14 protein-coding genes are annotated in these 17512 nt (G+C 58.1%); 6 read left to right on the top strand and 8 right to left on the bottom strand.

Annotated features, from left to right (window positions below; genetic code table 11):
* Positions 1-85 precede the first annotated feature (85 nt).
* The 3 genes from GWR55_RS04585 to serS form a co-directional block, all read right to left on the bottom strand.
* On the bottom strand, positions 86-757 hold the full coding sequence (locus GWR55_RS04585) for an outer membrane lipoprotein-sorting protein (RefSeq protein WP_238398646.1): 672 nt from the start codon (positions 755-757) through the stop codon (positions 86-88).
* Between the two features lie 88 nt (positions 758-845).
* Positions 846-1241, bottom strand: a complete 396-nt coding sequence (locus GWR55_RS04580; protein WP_162401201.1) for a hypothetical protein — start codon at positions 1239-1241, stop codon at positions 846-848.
* A gap of 108 nt (positions 1242-1349) precedes the next feature.
* Positions 1350-2675, bottom strand: a complete 1326-nt coding sequence (gene serS / locus GWR55_RS04575; protein WP_162401200.1) for a serine--tRNA ligase — start codon at positions 2673-2675, stop codon at positions 1350-1352.
* A 121-nt stretch (positions 2676-2796) separates the two neighbouring features.
* Between serS and GWR55_RS04570 the strand changes: the two genes are divergently transcribed.
* The 6 genes from GWR55_RS04570 (at position 2797) to GWR55_RS04545 (ending at position 11322) form a co-directional block, all read left to right on the top strand.
* Positions 2797-4491, top strand: coding sequence for an alkaline phosphatase family protein (locus tag GWR55_RS04570; protein ID WP_162401199.1), 1695 nt, complete (start codon positions 2797-2799; stop codon positions 4489-4491).
* Between the two features lie 20 nt (positions 4492-4511).
* Positions 4512-5420 (top strand): dihydroorotate dehydrogenase, encoded by a 909-nt coding sequence (locus tag GWR55_RS04565; protein WP_162403771.1) that lies wholly within the window; start codon positions 4512-4514, stop codon positions 5418-5420.
* A 109-nt stretch (positions 5421-5529) separates the two neighbouring features.
* Positions 5530-7146: a bifunctional phosphoribosylaminoimidazolecarboxamide formyltransferase/IMP cyclohydrolase gene (gene purH, locus GWR55_RS04560; RefSeq protein WP_162401198.1), complete on the top strand. Its 1617-nt coding sequence runs from the start codon at positions 5530-5532 to the stop codon at positions 7144-7146.
* Positions 7147-7309: 163 nt separating this feature from the next.
* Positions 7310-9391 carry a tetratricopeptide repeat protein gene (locus GWR55_RS04555; RefSeq protein ID WP_162401197.1) on the top strand — a complete coding sequence of 694 codons (2082 nt, stop codon included), beginning with the start codon at positions 7310-7312 and terminating at the stop codon, positions 9389-9391.
* A 104-nt stretch (positions 9392-9495) separates the two neighbouring features.
* On the top strand, positions 9496-10638 hold the full coding sequence (gene dgt, locus GWR55_RS04550) for a dGTP triphosphohydrolase (RefSeq protein ID WP_162401196.1): 1143 nt from the start codon (positions 9496-9498) through the stop codon (positions 10636-10638).
* 48 nt (positions 10639-10686) lie between these two features.
* Positions 10687-11322: a DUF4126 domain-containing protein gene (locus tag GWR55_RS04545; protein ID WP_162401195.1), complete on the top strand. Its 636-nt coding sequence runs from the start codon at positions 10687-10689 to the stop codon at positions 11320-11322.
* Here the strand turns inward: GWR55_RS04545 and GWR55_RS19060 are convergent.
* The 5 genes from GWR55_RS19060 to gltX all read right to left on the bottom strand — a co-directional run bounded on the left by GWR55_RS19060 (position 11285) and on the right by gltX (position 17501).
* On the bottom strand, positions 11285-12256 hold the full coding sequence (locus tag GWR55_RS19060; RefSeq protein WP_202925580.1) for a M23 family metallopeptidase: 972 nt from the start codon (positions 12254-12256) through the stop codon (positions 11285-11287). The genes GWR55_RS04545 and GWR55_RS19060 overlap by 38 nt on opposite strands.
* 37 nt (positions 12257-12293) lie before the next feature.
* Positions 12294-13082 carry a trehalose-phosphatase gene (otsB, locus tag GWR55_RS04535; protein WP_162401194.1) on the bottom strand — a complete coding sequence of 263 codons (789 nt, stop codon included), beginning with the start codon at positions 13080-13082 and terminating at the stop codon, positions 12294-12296.
* Between the two features lie 19 nt (positions 13083-13101).
* Positions 13102-15348 (bottom strand): trehalose-6-phosphate synthase, encoded by a 2247-nt coding sequence (locus GWR55_RS04530; protein WP_238398645.1) that lies wholly within the window; start codon positions 15346-15348, stop codon positions 13102-13104.
* A gap of 118 nt (positions 15349-15466) precedes the next feature.
* Complete coding sequence (locus GWR55_RS04525) at positions 15467-15763, bottom strand: SelT/SelW/SelH family protein (RefSeq protein WP_162401193.1); 297 nt, start codon at positions 15761-15763, stop codon at positions 15467-15469.
* 235 nt (positions 15764-15998) lie between these two features.
* Entirely contained in the window at positions 15999-17501 is a 1503-nt protein-coding gene (gltX, locus tag GWR55_RS04520) for a glutamate--tRNA ligase (RefSeq protein WP_238398644.1), read from the bottom strand.
* Positions 17502-17512: the final 11 nt, after the last annotated feature.

Below are 17512 nucleotides of genomic sequence, written 5' to 3'. Positions count from 1 at the left end.
AGTAGCGTAGCCACTACAGGAAAATACAGGGATCCTTTACTACGTTCAGGATGACGACTCTCTAACTACTGAGAACTACCCAAACCTACTTCTTGTATTGGTAAGGCTTCGTATTAACCGGCTGGTTATAGCGAATGTTCGTATAAATCGCGGTCCGGTAGTCGCCGGAGGGCGTAAAGAACTGTTGCTTCAGCGAAATGTCGCGGTTCGTATCCACCCAGATCACAATATGGCTGAACATATTGCGAACATTCTCGTCTTTCGCGACCAAATCCAGCTTTCTGGTCTGCACAGTGGTGTTTCCGTCTGAAATCGCTTCAGAGCCGAGGTTCGTCACTGTCCACGCCTTGGTCAGCTCAGTTCCGCTGCCCCCAAAGCCAAGCGTAAGAAAGCTTTCCCACTGTGCTTTATTCTGTCCGGCTGCCAACACCTTCAGTTCTTTCGTATTTGGATCGAATAGAGCTACCTTGCCGTTCTTGTATGAGATGAACTTCGTTGCCGGAGGAAGTATCTTAGCCCCCATCTCGAGATCATTGCCATTCTTCTTGTAATAGATGCTTCCATGCTGTGTGGTTGTCTCTTTGACTACAAGCTCGTAGAAGTCCCACTGAAAGTCAGCTTCGGCAGACTTGAAGCGTGCACTCGCGGCATCCATCTGGCGAATTGCCTGATCGAGCTCGCCGGGCTTGACCTGGGCTGAAAGAGAAAACGGGCTGATAAGAAGGGAAGCGATAACCATTCCGCGCAGAATCTTCATGCGTTCCATATTCTCCACAACAATTAGATGCAGATAGAGCTGTGAGGTCATTTCGCGGCTCGTCAAAATTGAGTCGCTCTGTGTCCGCTTACTGCCGGGTAACCCATGCGTCGTATGCGATCAGCTTGCCCTGGGCATCGCGAACGCTCTCGTAGCGCTCCAGCGTGACCTCGCCGGCGATGGGCTCGATGACACGCAGAATGGCGGCCCGGATTGCATCGTCGCTCTGGTCATCGCCCGTGGACTGGCGAATATCCTCAGCGCGGATCTGGTAGAGAAAACGGCTCTCATCTCCTGCAATTCCGGCCTCCTTCACAAGGACCTCAGTGGAGTACAGCGCCACCGTTTCGACCGGACGATCCTTGAAGTCGATAAACCTCGGCCCCAGGAAGAGAAACAGAAGAATCAGCGTCACCATCACGTCATAGTGAAAGCTGCCGCGTTCATAGGTCCACCAGAAATACGATCGGAGGAGTTTAAACATCAGTCATCGTGCTCCTGAGGGCCATGCCAGGGAGAAGAGGGCGCCAGGTCCGATCTGGCGCGGCTGACCGCGAAGGGCCCCGTACGAGTGTATGACAATAGAGCGCCATCAGAAACGCTCCTGTCTTGTAATCACGGTCTGCCCGTTCATATAGGGCACAAGAACCTCAGGCACGCGAACCGAGCCATCGGCCTGCTGGTGGTTCTCAAGAATCGCCAGGTACGTGCGGCCGACCGCCAGGCCTGAGCCATTCAGTGTGTGCACATATTCTGACTTCTTCGCTCCTGCGGGGCGGAAGCGAATGTTTGCGCGACGGGCCTGGAAGTCGGTGAAGTTCGAGCAGGAGCTGATCTCGCGGTAAAGATTCTGCCCCGGCAGCCATACTTCAAGATCGTATGTCTTCGAAGAGGCAAAGCCCATGTCGCCGGTGCACAGCAGCATGCGGCGGTAAGGAAGCTCCAGGTGTTCGAGTACGCTCTCGGCGTGCCGCGTCAGCGCCTCGTGCTCCTGCTGCGACTTGTCGGGAGTCGTGAACTTGACCAGCTCTACCTTCTGGAACTGATGCTGACGAATCATGCCGCGAACATCCTTGCCGTACGATCCAGCCTCGGACCGGAAGCAGGGTGTATAGGCGCAGAGCGAGATCGAAAGCTGCGACTCATCGATGGTCTCATCGCGCAGCAGGTTCGTCACCGGGACCTCGGCGGTAGGGATCAGCCAGTGATCGCCCTCCTGCAGCTCTCCCGAGACGTACGCACCCTTGTCGTCGCAATGAAAGAGGTCTTCCGCAAACTTTGGCAGCTGTCCTGTCCCGAACAGCGAACGGGAGTTGACCATGTAGGGTGGCAGCACCTCGGTATAGCCGTGCTCGCGGGTGTGAAGATCGAGCATGAAGTTAGCTAGTGCGCGCTCGAGCCGCGCACCGGCGCCATAATGCACCACAAAACGCGATCCGGAGATCTTGGCTGCCCGGTTGAAGTCCAGGATGTTCAGCGCTTCGCCGATCTCCCAGTGCGGTTTGGGCTCAAAGCTGAAGGATGGCTTCGTGCCCCATACCTTCTCCTCGCGATTCCCATGCTCATCGGCGCCCACCGGAACATCGTCCTGGGGGAGATTGGGGATGCTCTGAAGAATGGCCTGCAGCCGCTGATCGGCCTCTGCCGCACGCCCCTCCAGCGACTCCACCTCGGTCTTCAGCGTTCGCGTCTCTTCGGTCTGGGCAGTGGCGTCGCCTCCTGCCTTGCGGAGGCGTGCAATCTCTTCGGTCAGCTTGTTGCGCTTCGCCTTCAGGGTCTCAACCTCGGTGATGGCGTTGCGGCGTTCCCGGTCGATGGCGGCAAAGTCACCGAGCGCAGCTGCGGGATCCATGCCCCGCGCGCGCAGCTTCTCCTCAACGGCGGGCAGATTGGCCCGGACGAATGCTAGATCAATCATTTGAGATTCATTCTAGCGGTTTTTGAACGTCAGGGTCAGGCCATGCGCTCTGGACTAAGTGTTCCGCTACCTTACGGAAATGTAAGGTTTAAGAATTTACGAAAGCGGTTACTCTAAAACAATGCGCGTGTTCGGATCCTTCCTGCTCGTAGTTTCCCTTCTCCTGCCCGGCTCGATTCCCATGAGGGCAGACGCCTATCATGCCACTCCGAAGCTGGTGGTTGTCCTGGTGCTCGACCAGTTTCGCGGCGACTATCTTGACCGCTATCGCGACGACTTCAAGACCCCCAACGGCTTCAATCTGTTTCTGAAGAAGGGTGTCCACTTCACGGACTGCTACTACGATTACGGCAACCTCATCACGGCAGCGGGCCACTCGACCATCGGGACAGGAAGCTACACCGACGGCCATAAGATTCCCGGCAACGAATGGTGGGAGCAGGGGCCGAACGGAAAGTTGCGCCTGGTCACCTCAGTCAGCGACGATCGCTACAAGCTGGTAGGAGTTCCCGACGGCGGAGAGGTCTCCCCCGGAGCTTCACCCTACCGCGAGGCAGCGTCCACCCTGGGAGATGAGCTGGAGCTTGCCACCCAGGGCCGTGCAAAGGTCTTCGGAGTCTCCTTCAAGGACCGTGCCGCCATCCTGACCTCAGGACATGCGACCAAGGGCGCTTTCTGGACCGATCATGAGTCGGGAGCCTTCATCACCTCGACCTACTGGATGCCGGAGCTTCCGGCCTGGGCAAAGGCGTTCAACGCCAGCGACGAGCGCGAGAATGCCCGTAAGGCCGCCGGAGTTCCTACCGGAAACTTCTACGAGGAGGTAGGCCAGAAGCCGGCTGCGGTTCAGTACCTGGTCGACTTCGCCAAGGCTTTGGTCAAGAACGAAAACCTGGGTAAAAATGGCGTGACCGACATGCTGACCCTGTCGATCAGCAACACCGACATCCTCGGCCATAAGGTCGGGCCGGATTCACCCAGGCAGCGCGAGATGATCGACGGCGTCGACGTATCGCTGAACGACTTCTTTACCTTCCTGGACAAGCAGGTCGGGCTTCAGAACGTGGCCGTCGCGCTTACCGGGGACCACGGTGTTGCGCCCACGATGGAGGCTGCAAATAACGCGCAGATGCCGTCGGTCGCCATCAAGAGTGGAGCGCTGATGAAGGCGCTTGAAGCAGGGTTGCAGAAGAAGTGGCCCGCAAAGCACGATCAGAAGTATGTGCTCGGCGGTCAGTATCCCTATATTCAGCTCAACCAGGAGGCCTTCGAGGCTGTACATGTAAACGAGCTTGAGGCCGAAACGGCAGCAGCACAGGTCCTGCAGTCTGAGCTTGCCGATGACCCCTCCATCGGCATCAAGCGTTCCGGGCAAGCGATTCCTGCCGGACGTCTGGCCGATCCCCTGGGTCTCGGCAGCGTCTACCCGGTTGCAAAGATGCGCTCCGGAGAGATTCCGGACACCGAGCTTGGCCGGAGGATTCTGCACAGCTACTCGCCCTACGTCGGCTGGGCGATCTGGGTAAATTTCTCGGCCTTCCAGTTTCCCGGCAGCGAAAAGGGAGCGACCCACTACTCCTCCTTCGCCTACGACCGCCACGTGCCGCTGGACTTCTACGGTGCAATGTTCATCCCGGGGACCTATCATGATCGTGTAGCCCCTGTGGACATCGCCGCCACGTTTGCTTCCATCCTGCGTGTCAACCAGCCTTCGAGCATTGAAGGAAAGGTGCTGACACAGGTGATGAAACCTGACACCGGTAGCGGAGCCATCGCGCACGACAGGTCTGCAGGGCAGAGGAGAGCCGCGCATTGAGCAGCAGTCATGGACCGGATATGTCGGTGAACGTAGCAGGAGTTGAGCTGCGTTCCCCTGTAATAGCTGCAAGCGGCACATTCGGTTATGGCGTGGAGTTTGAGGAGATCGTCTCTCTGGACCGTATCGGCGCCTTCGTCACCAAGGGCCTGTCGAAGGAGCCGATGGCCGGAAACCCCACGCCGCGCATCATCGAGACTCCGGCAGGCATGATGAATGCCATCGGGCTCCAGAACATGGGGGTCCGGGCCTTCGTCCAGGAGAAGCTCCCAAAGCTCAGGCAGATCAAAGGCGCTGTCACCATCGCCAATGTCTTCGGATACACGGTCGAGGACTGCATCGAGGTCATCCGCGTTCTGAACGATGCCGAAGGCATAGCCATGTACGAGCTGAACGCAAGCTGTCCGAACACCAGCCACGGCGGTATGGTCTTCGGGACCGATCCTGAGCTGCTGAAGGAGCTTGTGACGCGGACAAAGGAGGTCTCGAAGAGACCCCTGATGATAAAGCTGTCACCCAATGTGACAAGCATCGCGCAGATGGCGAAGGTGGCCGCCGAGGCTGGTGCTGACGCTCTCTCATTAGTCAATACCTTCCTTTCAATGGCCATCGATGTGGAGACCCGCCGCCCGAAGATCGCCAACGTAACGGCGGGGCTCTCCGGACCGGCCATCAAGCCGATCGCGGTTCGTATGGTGTTCGAGGCCGCGAAAGCGGTCAGCATCCCCGTGGTAGGGATGGGGGGAATTGTCCGGGCCGAGGATGGTATTGAGTTCATGATGGCGGGAGCCACGGCGGTCCAGGTAGGAACGGCCAGCTACGCTGATCCCAGGGCTGTGGAAAACATAGCCAGCGGTATGAGGCGATGGTGTGGCTCCCACCAGGTGGAGAGGGTTGCGAGCCTGACGGGTTCCGTGATTTTACAGTAACCGCCGTAGACGCATTTGGTGGTTATGCATTTTGCTCTCTGAAAAGAGCCGGAGGATGGAGAGCGGCAGGGATTAAAAACGGCCCCGGACCGACATAGAATAGAGAGTGATGACCTCACATAGTGCTCCCTCCACGGTTTCAGTTGATCTTCGTCCTGTCCGCCGCGCTCTTCTTTCAGTTACCGATAAGACCGGCCTAGTTGATTTTGCCCGTTCCCTGGCCGGGCATGGGGTCGAACTGGTTTCGACCGGAGGCACGGCAAAGGCTCTGCGCGATGCCGGCCTGACGGTAAAGGACATCAGCGACCTGACCGGGTTCCCCGAGATGCTGGACGGCCGCGTGAAGACACTGCACCCGAAGGTGCACGGCGGAATCCTTCACATGCGGGGCAATCCGGAGCACGTGGCTGCGGTCGAGTCTCACGGGATTGAGCCGATCGACATGGTGGTGGTGAACCTCTATGCTTTTGAAAAGACGGCGCAGAAGCCTGGTGTGGCCTTTGCCGATGTGATTGAGAACATCGATATCGGTGGGCCGTCGATGGTCCGGTCGGCGGCCAAGAACTTCGAGGATGTCGCGATTGTGACCTCAGTCTCGGATTACGGGCTTCTTACAGAGGAGCTGAAAGCCAACAAGGGTGCTTTGAGCCGCGCTACCCGGTGGCGGCTGGCCAAGCGGGCCTTCTCGGTCACTGCGGCTTATGACGCAGGCATCGCCAGCGCGCTTGAGAAGATTGAAGAGCCTTCCGGCCCGGTTGCATTTGCTGACGGGTTGCCCCAGACGCTGCGGATCATCGATCCCCTGGCGCAGACATTGCGATATGGCGAGAATCCGCACCAGAGGGCAGCGCTTTACGTCGATGGGACCGGAACGGGCGTGGCTGCAGCACAACAGCTACAGGGCAAAGAGCTTAGCTATAACAACTTAGTCGACCTGGATGCGTGCTGGGAGCTGGTCAGCGAGTTCGACGCCTCAGCGGAGGCGGCTGTTGCGATCATCAAGCACACGAATCCTTGCGGTGCTTCGACCGGAACGACGGTGTTGGAGGCATACAGACGTGCTCTCGAGGCCGATCCGGTGTCGGCGTTTGGCGGCGTGATCGGCATCAACCGCGAGGTGGATGGCGCTGCTGCGGAGGAGATCGCGAAGCTGTTTGTGGAGGCGATCGTAGCGCCGGGATTTACCAAGGAAGCCCTGGAGCGGTTTGCTCTGAAGAAGAACCTGCGGCTGGTAAAGATTGCATCTGCGGATACCCGGCGCGTGGTCAAGCAGGTCTCCGGAGGCTTTCTGGTTCAGGACGCCGATCGTCTGCGGGTGACCGAAGATGAACTGAAGGTGGTTACGGATCGCAAACCAACACAGGAGGAGATGCGAGCGCTTCTTTTCGCCTGGCGGGTATGCAAACACGTGAAATCAAACGCCATCGTGTATGCGCGGTACTCCGATGGGCATGGTCAAACTGTGGGGATCGGCGCGGGCCAGATGAGCAGGGTTGATGCGGCGAAGTTTGGCGCGATGAAGGCCGTACTGCCCCTGAAGGGAACGGTTGCGGCCTCTGACGCTTTTTTCCCGTTCCCGGATGGCCTGGAGACGATTGCCGAGGCTGGCGCAACGGCTGTCATCCAGCCCGGAGGCTCCGTGAAGGACGAGGATGTGATTGCAGCTGCGAATCGCCTTGGAGTGGCGATGGTGTTTACCGGCTTCCGTCACTTCCGTCATGGATAGGGTGAAACGGACTATAATCACGCCGAACCCTGAAATCACGTTGCGGAATCGGCGGTTGCAGCCAATATGGGCATGTCGCCGTCTAAACGGAGTGACCCATATTTGGGGTTTAAGGTCTGTCTTGATGGGTGCAACTCATTTTTGGCGGCGCAGGAAACTATAGATGATCAAGCCACTTTCACGTGCCTCCACCGCCAGATTGCTGGCTGCGGCAGCTGTCCTGATGACGATTCCATTTGCATGGGGTCAGACGCCAGCCTCCAAGGATGCCGCCGCCGGGCAGCAGGTCGATCGAGGATCTGCCTACTACCACTATGGCCTCGCCCATATGTACGAGGACCTGGCGGTAAGCGCCGGCAGGCCGGACTATGCCTCGCAGGCCATTGAAGAGTACAAGCTGGCGATGGATGCGGATCCGGAGTCGACGACGCTGCAGGACGGACTGGCGGAGTTGTACTTCAAGCTGGGTCGGATTCGCGAGGCGGTCAACGCGGCCCAGGCCCAGGTGATCAAAAATCCTCAGGATGTGGCGGCGCATGAGCTGCTGGGCAAGATCTATTTACGGTCGCTGGGGGACATGCAGGGACAACAGTCCGCGCAGATGTTGAAGCTGGCGATCGCGGAGTACGAAAAGCTGGCGGAGCTGAAGCCCAAGGATGTCGAGACAAGGCTGCTGCTGGGCCAGCTCTACGGGCTGAATCACGATTCAGCAAAGGCCGAGAGCGAATTTAAGGATGCGCAGAAGATCGATGCCGACTCCGAAGAGGTGGTCCTGAACCTCTATAGGCTGTACACGGAGCAGGCCGATTACGCCCGTGCCGTGGACATCCTGAAGTCCATTCCGGAGGACGACAGAAGCGCAAGAATCGATTTCGCTCTGGGCGCGACCTATGACCAGTTGAAGAAGCCCAAGGAAGCGATTGCGGCGTATCGGCGTGCCTTGGATGACGATCCGGACAATCTGGATACGCAACGCGGGCTGGCGACTGCGCTGCTGCGTGACGGACAACTGGATGAGGCGCTGAAGATCTTCAAGACGGTGGTCGCGGCGGAGCCTCAGGATGCGCAGTCCATGATCAAGATTGCGGACATTCAGAGGCAGCAGGGTCACTATGAGGATGCGCTTGCGACACTAGAGAAGGCTAAGCCCCTGTCGCAGGACAACCTGGAGCTGAGCTATAACGAGGCCCTGGTATATGACACACTCGGCCGTTATGACGATGCGATTCGGACGTTGAAGAGCCTCATCGACTCCACATCACATCCGGACGGGACTTATAGCGATCAGGAGAAGCAGAACAGGGCGATTTTCCTTGATCGCCTGGGAATCATCTATCGGGAGCAGGATAAGACCACCGAATCGGTAGCAGCGTATAAGCAGATGGTTGCGCTCGGTGGAGACTTCGCCAAGAACGGTTACCAGGGAGAGGTGGACTCCTACCGCGATGCGCATCAGTGGGAGAAATCGACTGCGGCGGCTGCAGAGGCGGCTAAGGCGATGCCGAAGGATCAAGGTGTGCAGCTGATGTACGCGGGACAGCTCGCCGATACGGGGAAGGTGGACGAGGGAATCGCGTTGGCGAAGTCGCAGATCTCTGCGACGGGTGACCAGAAGGGGGATCGCGAGGCCCATCTTGCGCTGGCCAATATCTACATCCGTTTGAAGCGCTGGCCGGAGGCGACCAAGGAACTGAGCGTGGGCGAGACCTTGTCCAAGGCGCCTGATGAGAAGCTGTACGCGTATTTTTTGCGTGGAGTGATGGCTGATCGTCAGAAGCAGTATGACGCCGCGGAGGCGCAGTTCCGCAAGGCGCTGGCGATCGATCCGCAGAATGCCACGATCCTGAACTACCTGGGATATATGCTGGCCGATCGCGGCGTGCGACTGAGCGAGGCACTTACCATGATTCGCAAGGCTGTAGAACTGGATCCGCAGAATTATGCCTATCTCGATTCTCTTGGCTGGGCATATTACAAGACGGGACAGTATGCGTTAGCGGAAGATAATGTCCGCAAGGCGAATGAGCGCAACAGCGGCGATCCGACGATCCATGATCATCTTGCGGAGATCTATGAGCGCACCGGCAAGCTGAAGCAGGCAGTGGAACAGTGGGAGCGATCGCTGAACGAGTATGCCAGATCTCTTCCTGCAGACGCAGACCCCGAGGACGTCGCGAAGGTGCAGCACAAGCTGGATAACGCGCGAGTCAAGCTGTCGAAGCTGAACACATCTTCTGTAAAGTAGTCTGACGTTTTGAAGAGGGCTCATCTGATTGCGATGAGTCCTCTTTGTTTGTCTGTGCATGCGTGCAGCCTGTCGCAAGCATTCCGATACACTCAAGGCAGACTATGGCAAAGGATCTCAAACGTTGCGCCGTTGCTGGCGATGAATCCGATCCACTGACGATGCGCGTGTATCCGGCTCCATCGCGGTCAGGAAGAACTGCTTTTCAGCGTGATCGGGAACGCGTCGTGCAGTCGCGTGCTTTTCGACGGCTGGCAGGAAAGACGCAGGTCTTTACGAGCCGGTCTTCGGATCATTTTCGAAGCCGTCTGACGCATACGATTGAGGTGGCCGAGATTGCGCGCGCTGCAGCAACGGTCCTGGGACTAAACGAGGCTCTAACGGAGACACTGGCTCTGGTGCACGACATCGGTCATCCTCCGTTTGGTCATGCGGGAGAACGGGCTCTCGATCACTGCCTGCGGCAGCATGGCAGAAGTTTCGACCACAACCTGCATGCGCTGAGAATTGTCGAGCACTTCGAGCAGCGTTATGCCGCTCACCGCGGACTAAATCTGACGCTGGGTGTCAGAGAAGGGATCATCAAGCACTCCCGCGATTACAAGGCGGAAGAGCATGAGGAGCTGAAAGAGTATTTTCTTGACCTGCGTCCTCCGCTGGAGGCTCAGCTGATTGATCTTGCGGATGAAATTGCCTACCTGACGGCGGACCTGGATGACGGAGTGGAGTCGGGCCTGCTGGAGATCGGGCATATCTGCGAGAACATTCCGATCGTCGGACGCTGCTATCGAGCGGTTGCAGAGCGTCATCCGCTGGTGGAAGAGAAGTATCTTTTCCATGAAGCTCTGCAGCTGATGCAGAACATTCTGACGGATGACCTGATTGCGAATACGCTGGCGAATGTAGAGGCGATCGGGGCACAATCGCTTGACGACATCCGACGGTATCCCAGACGGCTGGCGGTGTTCTCACCGGAGATCGAGTCGCAAAGGCTCGAGGAGAAGCGCTACCTGTACAACACGCTGTATACGTGTGAGCCTCTGGAGCGGGAGCATGCAAAAGCCGAAGAGGTAGTGACGGCGCTGTTCAACTTCTGGGTCAACGATCCGGAGGAATTGCCTGCGGGACATTTTCAGGATATCGAGGCCGAAGGGCTTGCCCGAGTGGTCGCGGACTATATCGCCGGAATGACGGACAGTTTCATCCTGGAGCAGTATGCGCAGGTGAAGCGCGCTATACGACGCTGAAAATCGTTTGCAGTCGAAACTTGTGCGCAGGAGTAGAATTCCTGCACCATGCACTTTTCAGCGGCGAATATAACGGCGTTGATCGTTGCGGCGAGCTTCGCGGGCGGCCTGAATATTTACGCCACGGTGCTGACGCTGGGCGTACTGGCGCGGACGCATTGGGTGGCCCTTCCTCCGGGGCTGAGCGGGATTGGCGATACGTGGGTGATCGTTACCTGTGCCGCGATGTTTGCGGTGGAGCTGTTCGCGGACAAAATTCCGGGATTCGATATGGTGTGGAACGGCCTGCAGACGGTCATCAGGGTTCCGGTGGCAGGCCTGGTGGCCTATCATGCAAGTTCGCAGCTTTCGCCGGCGATGCAGATATTGGCTACGGCCATCGGCGCGGGAATTGCACTGGCGGCGCATGGCTCGAAGACCCTGGTACGGGCCGCGGTAACGCCGAGTCCAGAGCCGGTGTCGAACATCGCACTCAGCTCGACGGAAGATGTGCTTGCGGTTGGGATCACCTGGTTTGCGACTCATCATCCGCTGGTAGCGGCGTCGATGGCGCTTGTACTTCTGGTAGCTGCATTTTTTGCGGCGCGGATGCTGGTAAGGGCGATTCAGAGACCTTTGAAGAGGCTATTTGGCTGGGAGAAATCGTCTACCTTGAATGCTGAGCAGAGGCCGGGAGGTCCTTAGCGGCCGCAGGAGAGGGAAGATGCAGAGCAATGAGCTTTGCGGGATCGAGATATTCGCCTTGCCAGCGAACGCTGAGATGCAGATGAGGACCGTTGGCGCGGCCGGTGGCGCCGCTGAGTGCGATGAGCTGGCCGCGGGTGACATGCTGGCCTTCTTTCACCCTGAACTTCGAAAGATGCATGTAGATGGTGGTGAGGCCGAGGCCATGATCGATGACAATGCAGTTTCCCTCGAAGTAGAGCGGGCGGGCGAGGACAACGCGTCCGGAGTTGACGGCATGGACGGGAGTGCCCTGGCGGGCGCGGTAATCGAGGCCACGATGAATGCTGGCGAGTGAGCCGTTGAAGACGCGTCGTGTTCCGAAGGAATCTGTGCGGGGCGCACGGTTGAGCGGCGGCATGAAGCTGCCGGTCCAGAGCGGAAGCGGCGCCGAGCTGGCGAAGATGTCTCGCTTGAGGGACTGATCGGAAGCGATGATCTTCAGGGATGCGGCGTCAGGTTCAACATACTTGCTCGGGACGGAGAGAGTGATCTCTTTGTAGTCTGCCGGAATGATGGTGATGGCGCGATGGATAGTCTGCGACTGACCGTGAACTGTTAGCTGGAGGTCGAGAGGATAGCTACCGGGCTTAGCGGCGACGTCGACTCCCGCCAGAGCGTACCAGGTATCGGGAGTATGAGCCGCCCGGAAGAACTGCAACGGATTGTTTTGCCAGGTGCCGGTGATGCTGGTGGCCTCGCGAGCGTGAACGGTGAAGAGAGCGGGAGAACCGGCGGCAAGATCGGATGGGGTCCAGGAGACGTCGGCGTCCTGCTGTGCATGAAGAGGAGAAAAGATAAAAAAGAGGAGGAACAAGAGCGCAGAGACGTGACTGACCCTCTGCAGTGAGTGGAGGGATTTTTTTCGCGCGCGATGATTGTGTGGTCGCAGCATGGGCTCGATGACAGAAATAAATGTAATGGTGAATCTTTTACGACGGAGTAATTTGACGAAGCCATCGTTGGAGGAAGGCTATCAGTTCATCGGGCGGGCGAAGCCAGGCCTGCGCTGCAGTTTGGCGATGTTGGCTGCGAACGAGGATGGACAGTCCGCGGTTCTCCAACCGTCGGAAACCGTCTTCGTCGGTAAGATCGTCTCCGAGGAATGCAATGGGCGTTGAGGGACCGAGACGATGGAGGATTGCTGCGATTGCATCACCCTTGTCAGGACGGGTAACGCGGAGTTCAAGGCCGCCTTCGAACTGGAGGAGCTTCAAGCCGTCCTGTGCAAGTGCAGACCATCCCTGAAGCGTGCGGGAGCGTACTTCCTCGATGCGATGTTCCGGGAGTCCGCGCCAGTGAACCGCGACGCCGCCGGGTTTGACCTCAGCAAGCGAGAGCAGGTCTTGCTGGCTGAGCCAGTCTTTGGCCCGGGTGAGGCCGGCCTGCAGTGAAGGATCGATTTCGATTTGCTGACGGATTCCGTCGCTCAGCACGTGGTCGAGACCGTGGGCACCCCAGATCTCGATTCCGGTGAGTGGGACCAGGAGATTCTGGACCTCGTGGATGGGGCGGCCGGTGATGACGATGAGCTCCGTGCGGCCACTTTGCTGAATAGCCTGCAGAAGGGGCACAATGCCGGGGTAGGGGTACGCCTGGTCACGTTCAATCTGGAAGGGCGCAAGCGTGCCGTCGTAGTCCAGAAGTAAGGCAGAGGATGGCGCGGCTGCGAGGCCTTCCAGGAATGCGGAGGTCAGGTCGGTGTCACGCATGTATGGCATTCGGTGCTCCTGTGCCTGGCTAGCGCTTTAGGCGCAGTCCGCAGAGCTCTCCAATGAGAGAGCCTGCCCACCAGTAGATGTTGTGTTCCTTGACGGTTCTGCGCATGCGCTGCATGCGGTCGACGATCTCGCTGACATCCATCTCGAGCACACGGGCGATGGCCTGGCCGGTCGCCTGAATATCATAGGGGTTTACGATGATGGCATCGTGGAGCTCTCGCGCTGCTCCGGTAAAGCGGCTGAGGATCAGCGAGCCACGTTCGTCGCTGCGTGCGGCGATGTATTCCTTCGCTACGAGATTCATGCCGTCGTGCAGCGAGGTGACCATGCAGACGTGAGCAGCGCGATAGTATCGGCGGACCTCCTGATGGGAGTGCTGGCGATTCAGGAAGACGATGGGTCTCCACTTGCCGCGCTTGAAGCGATCATTGATGCGATTGGCTTCAAATTCAACCTCACGCTGAAATTCGGCGTAGCGGGGAATGTTGCTTCGCGTTGGTGCGCCGATCTGGATGAAAGTGAATTTGCCCTGGTAGCGGGGATGTCGCTCCAGGAAGGATTCGACAGCCTGGAAGCGCTCGACAATTCCCTTGGTGTAATCGACGCGATCTACGCCGACACCGAGGAAGGTGGCTTCGATGCCAAGCTCAGAGATGATGGCGCTGCGTTCTTCCTCGGCGCTGTGCAGCGACGGTGCATCGGAGACGTCTTCGGTCAACTCCACGCTGATGGGGAAGGGAAGGACCAGCGAAAGATGATCGTTGCGCTTGACGGAGAAGTGTTCCCAGTCGACGCGGGCCTCGAGGACGCGATCGACTGTGTTGAGGAAGTTATTGCAGTGAGCCTGTACGTGGAATCCGATGAGGTCTGCTCCAAGTAGACCGTCCAGAAGTTCACGCTGCCAGGGGCAAATGCTGAACGCTTCAGGGTTCGGCCACGGAATGTGCCAGAAGATAGCAACGCGCGCGTGAGGAACGCGGTCCTTGATCATGCGCGGCAGAAGAGCGAAGTGGTAGTCCTGAATGAGGACGACCGGATTCTCCTCGCCTGCCATCTCTTCGACGAGGGCGTCGGCGAAGCGCTCATTGACTTTGTTGTAGAAGTCCCAGTCGGAGGCCCGGAAGGTGGGACGAGTATGCGCCATATGGCAGAGAGGCCACAGGCCCTCGTTGGCAAAGCCGTAGTAGTAGCCTTCTTCCTCGGCTGCGCTTAGCCACACGCGTCGCAGGGTATATTTTGGATCGTCAGGAGGAACCTGGATGCGGTCGTGGCTATCGACGGTCTCTGCATCGGCGCTGCCGCTGCCCTGCGCGACCCAGGTGCCGTTGCAGGCACAGAGGATGGGCTCGATGGCGGTGACGAGGCCGCTGGCCGGAACCGTGACGGTGATTGTGTTGCCCTGCCAGTTGTGAATGTAGGGTTCGCGATTGGAGACGACGAAGAGGTTGCTGCCCTCGAGCTTGCTGCGCACGTGCTCTGCCAGCCGCTGTGCGGTCCACTGGGATTCGTTCGTATTGCGAAGCCGGGCTTCGGTCTCGGCGGCTTCCCTGGCGCGCTGCATACTTTCGGCCAGCGGCGCCATCTCTTTTGCCAGCGGCAGCAGAAAATCGAGGTCCTTCGAGGGAGGCTGAACGCCCTGCTTGCCTGTGCGCAAGGTCTTCATCCACTGCGCTGCGCGGGCGATGGGACCGACGAGTGTCCAGCGCAGGATGAGCAGCGTGATGGCCACAATAACAAGAACCTGGCCGGCGATACGCATGAAGACACGGCCCCAGACTCCGAAGATCTGCGAACGGATGTAGCCGGTGTCATACACGACGACGATTCCGCCAATGACATCTTTGCTGGCGGAGTGAAGCGGCGCAGCCAAAAGGTAGACACGGGTGAAGTGAAGACGAGTGAACCTGGTCTCGGGACGATCCTGCGCGAGAGCCTCTGAAAGTGCATCGGGTGTACGGGAGAGAAGGGATCCGAGCTCCCTTGTCATTACGATTGTTGATCCATCGGTGCCATAAATGCCAATGCCAAGCAGATGGTCGCGATGACTGAAGCGCTGCACCTGCTGCTCGAGACGGGCAGTATCGCCATTCGAAAGATAGATCTCGGCGCTGCTGGCGAGACTCTCGCCCAGGGTTTCTGCCTTGTACTGCAGATCCCTGCGGAGAGCGTTCTTTTCATCCTGGACATCGGACCAGGAGGAGACCAGAGAGACAAAGGTGACTCCGAGGATCAACGCAATAATCAGACGTATACTTAGAATCCGCATAGACCCATGAGTGCGACTGCATGAAAGCAGCGCGATGTGTTCGTTAGAACTTCGGCTCCCGGCAACTCTCTGGTGAGGGAGCGATCGCTTCAGTGATGAATTTCAGTGCGCCGCCAGTTTACGGCACCGTTGCCGGACGATCGGAATGGCCAAGGTCGCGATTGGGAGCGATACGGTCGCGGATAAGCTGCTTGAGCTCTTTCATCTCCGGAAATCTCTGCTGCTGAGCACGCGACCATAGGACATCGGAACCGATGCGAACCTCAAAGATGCCTTCGGTACCCGGCTGCAGAGCGACCTCTCCAATCTCATCCTGAAACGTCGTCAGTAACTCCTGTGCAGTCCAGGCAGCGCGAAGAAGCCATCGACATTGCGTGCAGTATTCGATTTCGATCTTCGGCAGGCCTTCTTTCATCTTCTTTAAGTTTACCCTGCGTGCCAGACAGAACTAAGTTTGCGCGTGCTGCAGGGTTATGCGTGGACATTTCGCTGAGACATCTCAACTGAGAACGCATTCTATTTCAGATGCATGCCGAAGATATTTCGTGGCCTGCAGGAGGATACTCTCGCAGCCGTCCATCGTAAGGGCCTGACCTTTCCGGGAGAAATTAAAAGCCCTGCATGGACGATGCCATGCAGGGCGAGTGTTGTTACTTCTTCTGGGAAGCGAGCTTTTTCTGGGCATCCAGGAAGCGACGGACCCGATCGAGAGAACGCGCCTTGCCGAAGACGATCATGCTTTCAAGCAGCGGTGGGGAAGTAGCGCTGCCCGTGATGATGGTGCGGAGCAGCATGAAGTTTTCTTTGACTGACCAGGTTTTCTCTTCACCGAGCTTCTTTAATGCCTGTTCCAGGGAATCATGGGTCCAGTCCGAGGCTTCGAGCGTGACGAGCTGATCCTGCGCAAAGGCAAGCGTCTCCTCAAGTGTCCTCTTCTTCGGAAGAAAGATCTCCTGAGAGGGGACAACGTTGTCGGAGAAAAAGAAGCCAGTCAGATCGCCGAACTGTGCCAAGGTTTCGATGCGAGTCTGCATGAGTGTAGAAATCTGGCGGAGATAGCTGTCACCGAAGACACGCTCGCGCACCGCGAGGAAGAATTCTTCGGGGGTGAGCTTGCGCAGATACTCACCATTCAGCCACTTGAGTTTGGTGAGATCGAATACGGGGCCGCCGACACGGATGTTGTTGAAGACGAAGTTCTCGACCATCTCGGCCAGGGTGAACTGCTCGGTGCCGTCGTTGATCTCAGCCGGCATGCCTCCGCCCATCAGGCCGAGGAAGTTGATGACGGCTTCGGGCAGGTAGCCGCTATCGCGGTAGTAGATGAGGGAAACAGGATTTTTGCGCTTGGAGATCTTGGATTTATCAAGATTGCGCAGCAGCGGCATATGCCAGAAGCGTGGGATATCCCAGCCGAAGGCCTTGTAGAGCAGGACATGCTTGGGGGTAGAGGAGATCCATTCTTCCGCACGAATAACGTCGGTGATCTCCATAAGGTGATCGTCGACGACGTTGGCGAGGTGATAGGTCGGAAAGCCGTCGGACTTGAGCAGAACCTGATCGTCGACGTTGTTGTGTTCGAAGGTGATCTCGCCGCGAAGCTCATCGCGGAAGGTGGTGGAGGACGTAAGGTCTGCTCCGTTGGGGGGCACGGCCAGACGCACGGTATACGGCTTGCCCGAAGCAAGATGCTGCTGGAGCTGTTCTGGCGTGAGGCGGCGACAGGTGCCGGGATAACGCGGCGGCAGCTTTGCTGCGATCTGCTGCTTTCTTACGGCTTCCAACTCCTCCGGAGTACAGAAACAGCGGTACGCCTTGCCGCTTTCGAGCAACAGGTCGGAGTGTTGCTTGTAGATGGCAGTTCGCTCGGACTGACGATAGGGACCAAATGGTCCTCCTACGTCGGGTCCCTCGTCCCAGCTGAGCCCGAGCCAGCGAAGAGAGTCGAAGATCATCTGTTCGGAGGTGGGAACGAAGCGCGTGCGGTCCGTGTCCTCGATGCGAAGGATGAACTTGCCCGAGCGCTGACGGGCATAGATGTAGTTGAGAAGCCCGATGTAGGCCGTGCCTACGTGGGGGTCGCCCGTGGGCGAAGGAGCGATGCGGACGCGAATGTTTTTTTCTGTACTGGCCGTGGTCATGTCTGTGGTCAAAACTTAATGCT

The organism is Edaphobacter sp. 12200R-103 (genome assembly GCF_010093025.1).
Lineage (GTDB): Bacteria > Acidobacteriota > Terriglobia > Terriglobales > Acidobacteriaceae > Edaphobacter.
Note: the sequence above shows the minus strand (reverse complement) of the source record. Positions and strands in the feature narration are given on the sequence as shown.

Bases quoted from the DNA above. Each gene is read 5' to 3' on its own strand.
- otsB (WP_162401194.1), bottom strand. From the start codon at position 13,082: ATGCCATACATGCGTGACACCGACCTGACCTCCGCATTCCTGGAAGGC.
- GWR55_RS04570 (WP_162401199.1), top strand. From the start codon at position 2,797: ATGCGCGTGTTCGGATCCTTCCTGCTCGTAGTTTCCCTTCTCCTGCCC.
- GWR55_RS04580 (WP_162401201.1), bottom strand. From the start codon at position 1,241: ATGTTTAAACTCCTCCGATCGTATTTCTGGTGGACCTATGAACGCGGC.
- GWR55_RS04525 (WP_162401193.1), bottom strand. From the start codon at position 15,763: ATGAAAGAAGGCCTGCCGAAGATCGAAATCGAATACTGCACGCAATGT.
- GWR55_RS04565 (WP_162403771.1), top strand. From the start codon at position 4,512: ATGTCGGTGAACGTAGCAGGAGTTGAGCTGCGTTCCCCTGTAATAGCT.
- dgt (WP_162401196.1), top strand. From the start codon at position 9,496: ATGGCAAAGGATCTCAAACGTTGCGCCGTTGCTGGCGATGAATCCGAT.
- serS (WP_162401200.1), bottom strand. From the start codon at position 2,675: ATGATTGATCTAGCATTCGTCCGGGCCAATCTGCCCGCCGTTGAGGAG.
- GWR55_RS04585 (WP_238398646.1), bottom strand. From the start codon at position 757: ATGAAGATTCTGCGCGGAATGGTTATCGCTTCCCTTCTTATCAGCCCG.
- GWR55_RS04545 (WP_162401195.1), top strand. From the start codon at position 10,687: ATGCACTTTTCAGCGGCGAATATAACGGCGTTGATCGTTGCGGCGAGC.
- GWR55_RS19060 (WP_202925580.1), bottom strand. From the start codon at position 12,256: ATGCTGCGACCACACAATCATCGCGCGCGAAAAAAATCCCTCCACTCA.
- GWR55_RS04530 (WP_238398645.1), bottom strand. From the start codon at position 15,348: ATGCGGATTCTAAGTATACGTCTGATTATTGCGTTGATCCTCGGAGTC.
- GWR55_RS04555 (WP_162401197.1), top strand. From the start codon at position 7,310: ATGATCAAGCCACTTTCACGTGCCTCCACCGCCAGATTGCTGGCTGCG.
- purH (WP_162401198.1), top strand. From the start codon at position 5,530: ATGACCTCACATAGTGCTCCCTCCACGGTTTCAGTTGATCTTCGTCCT.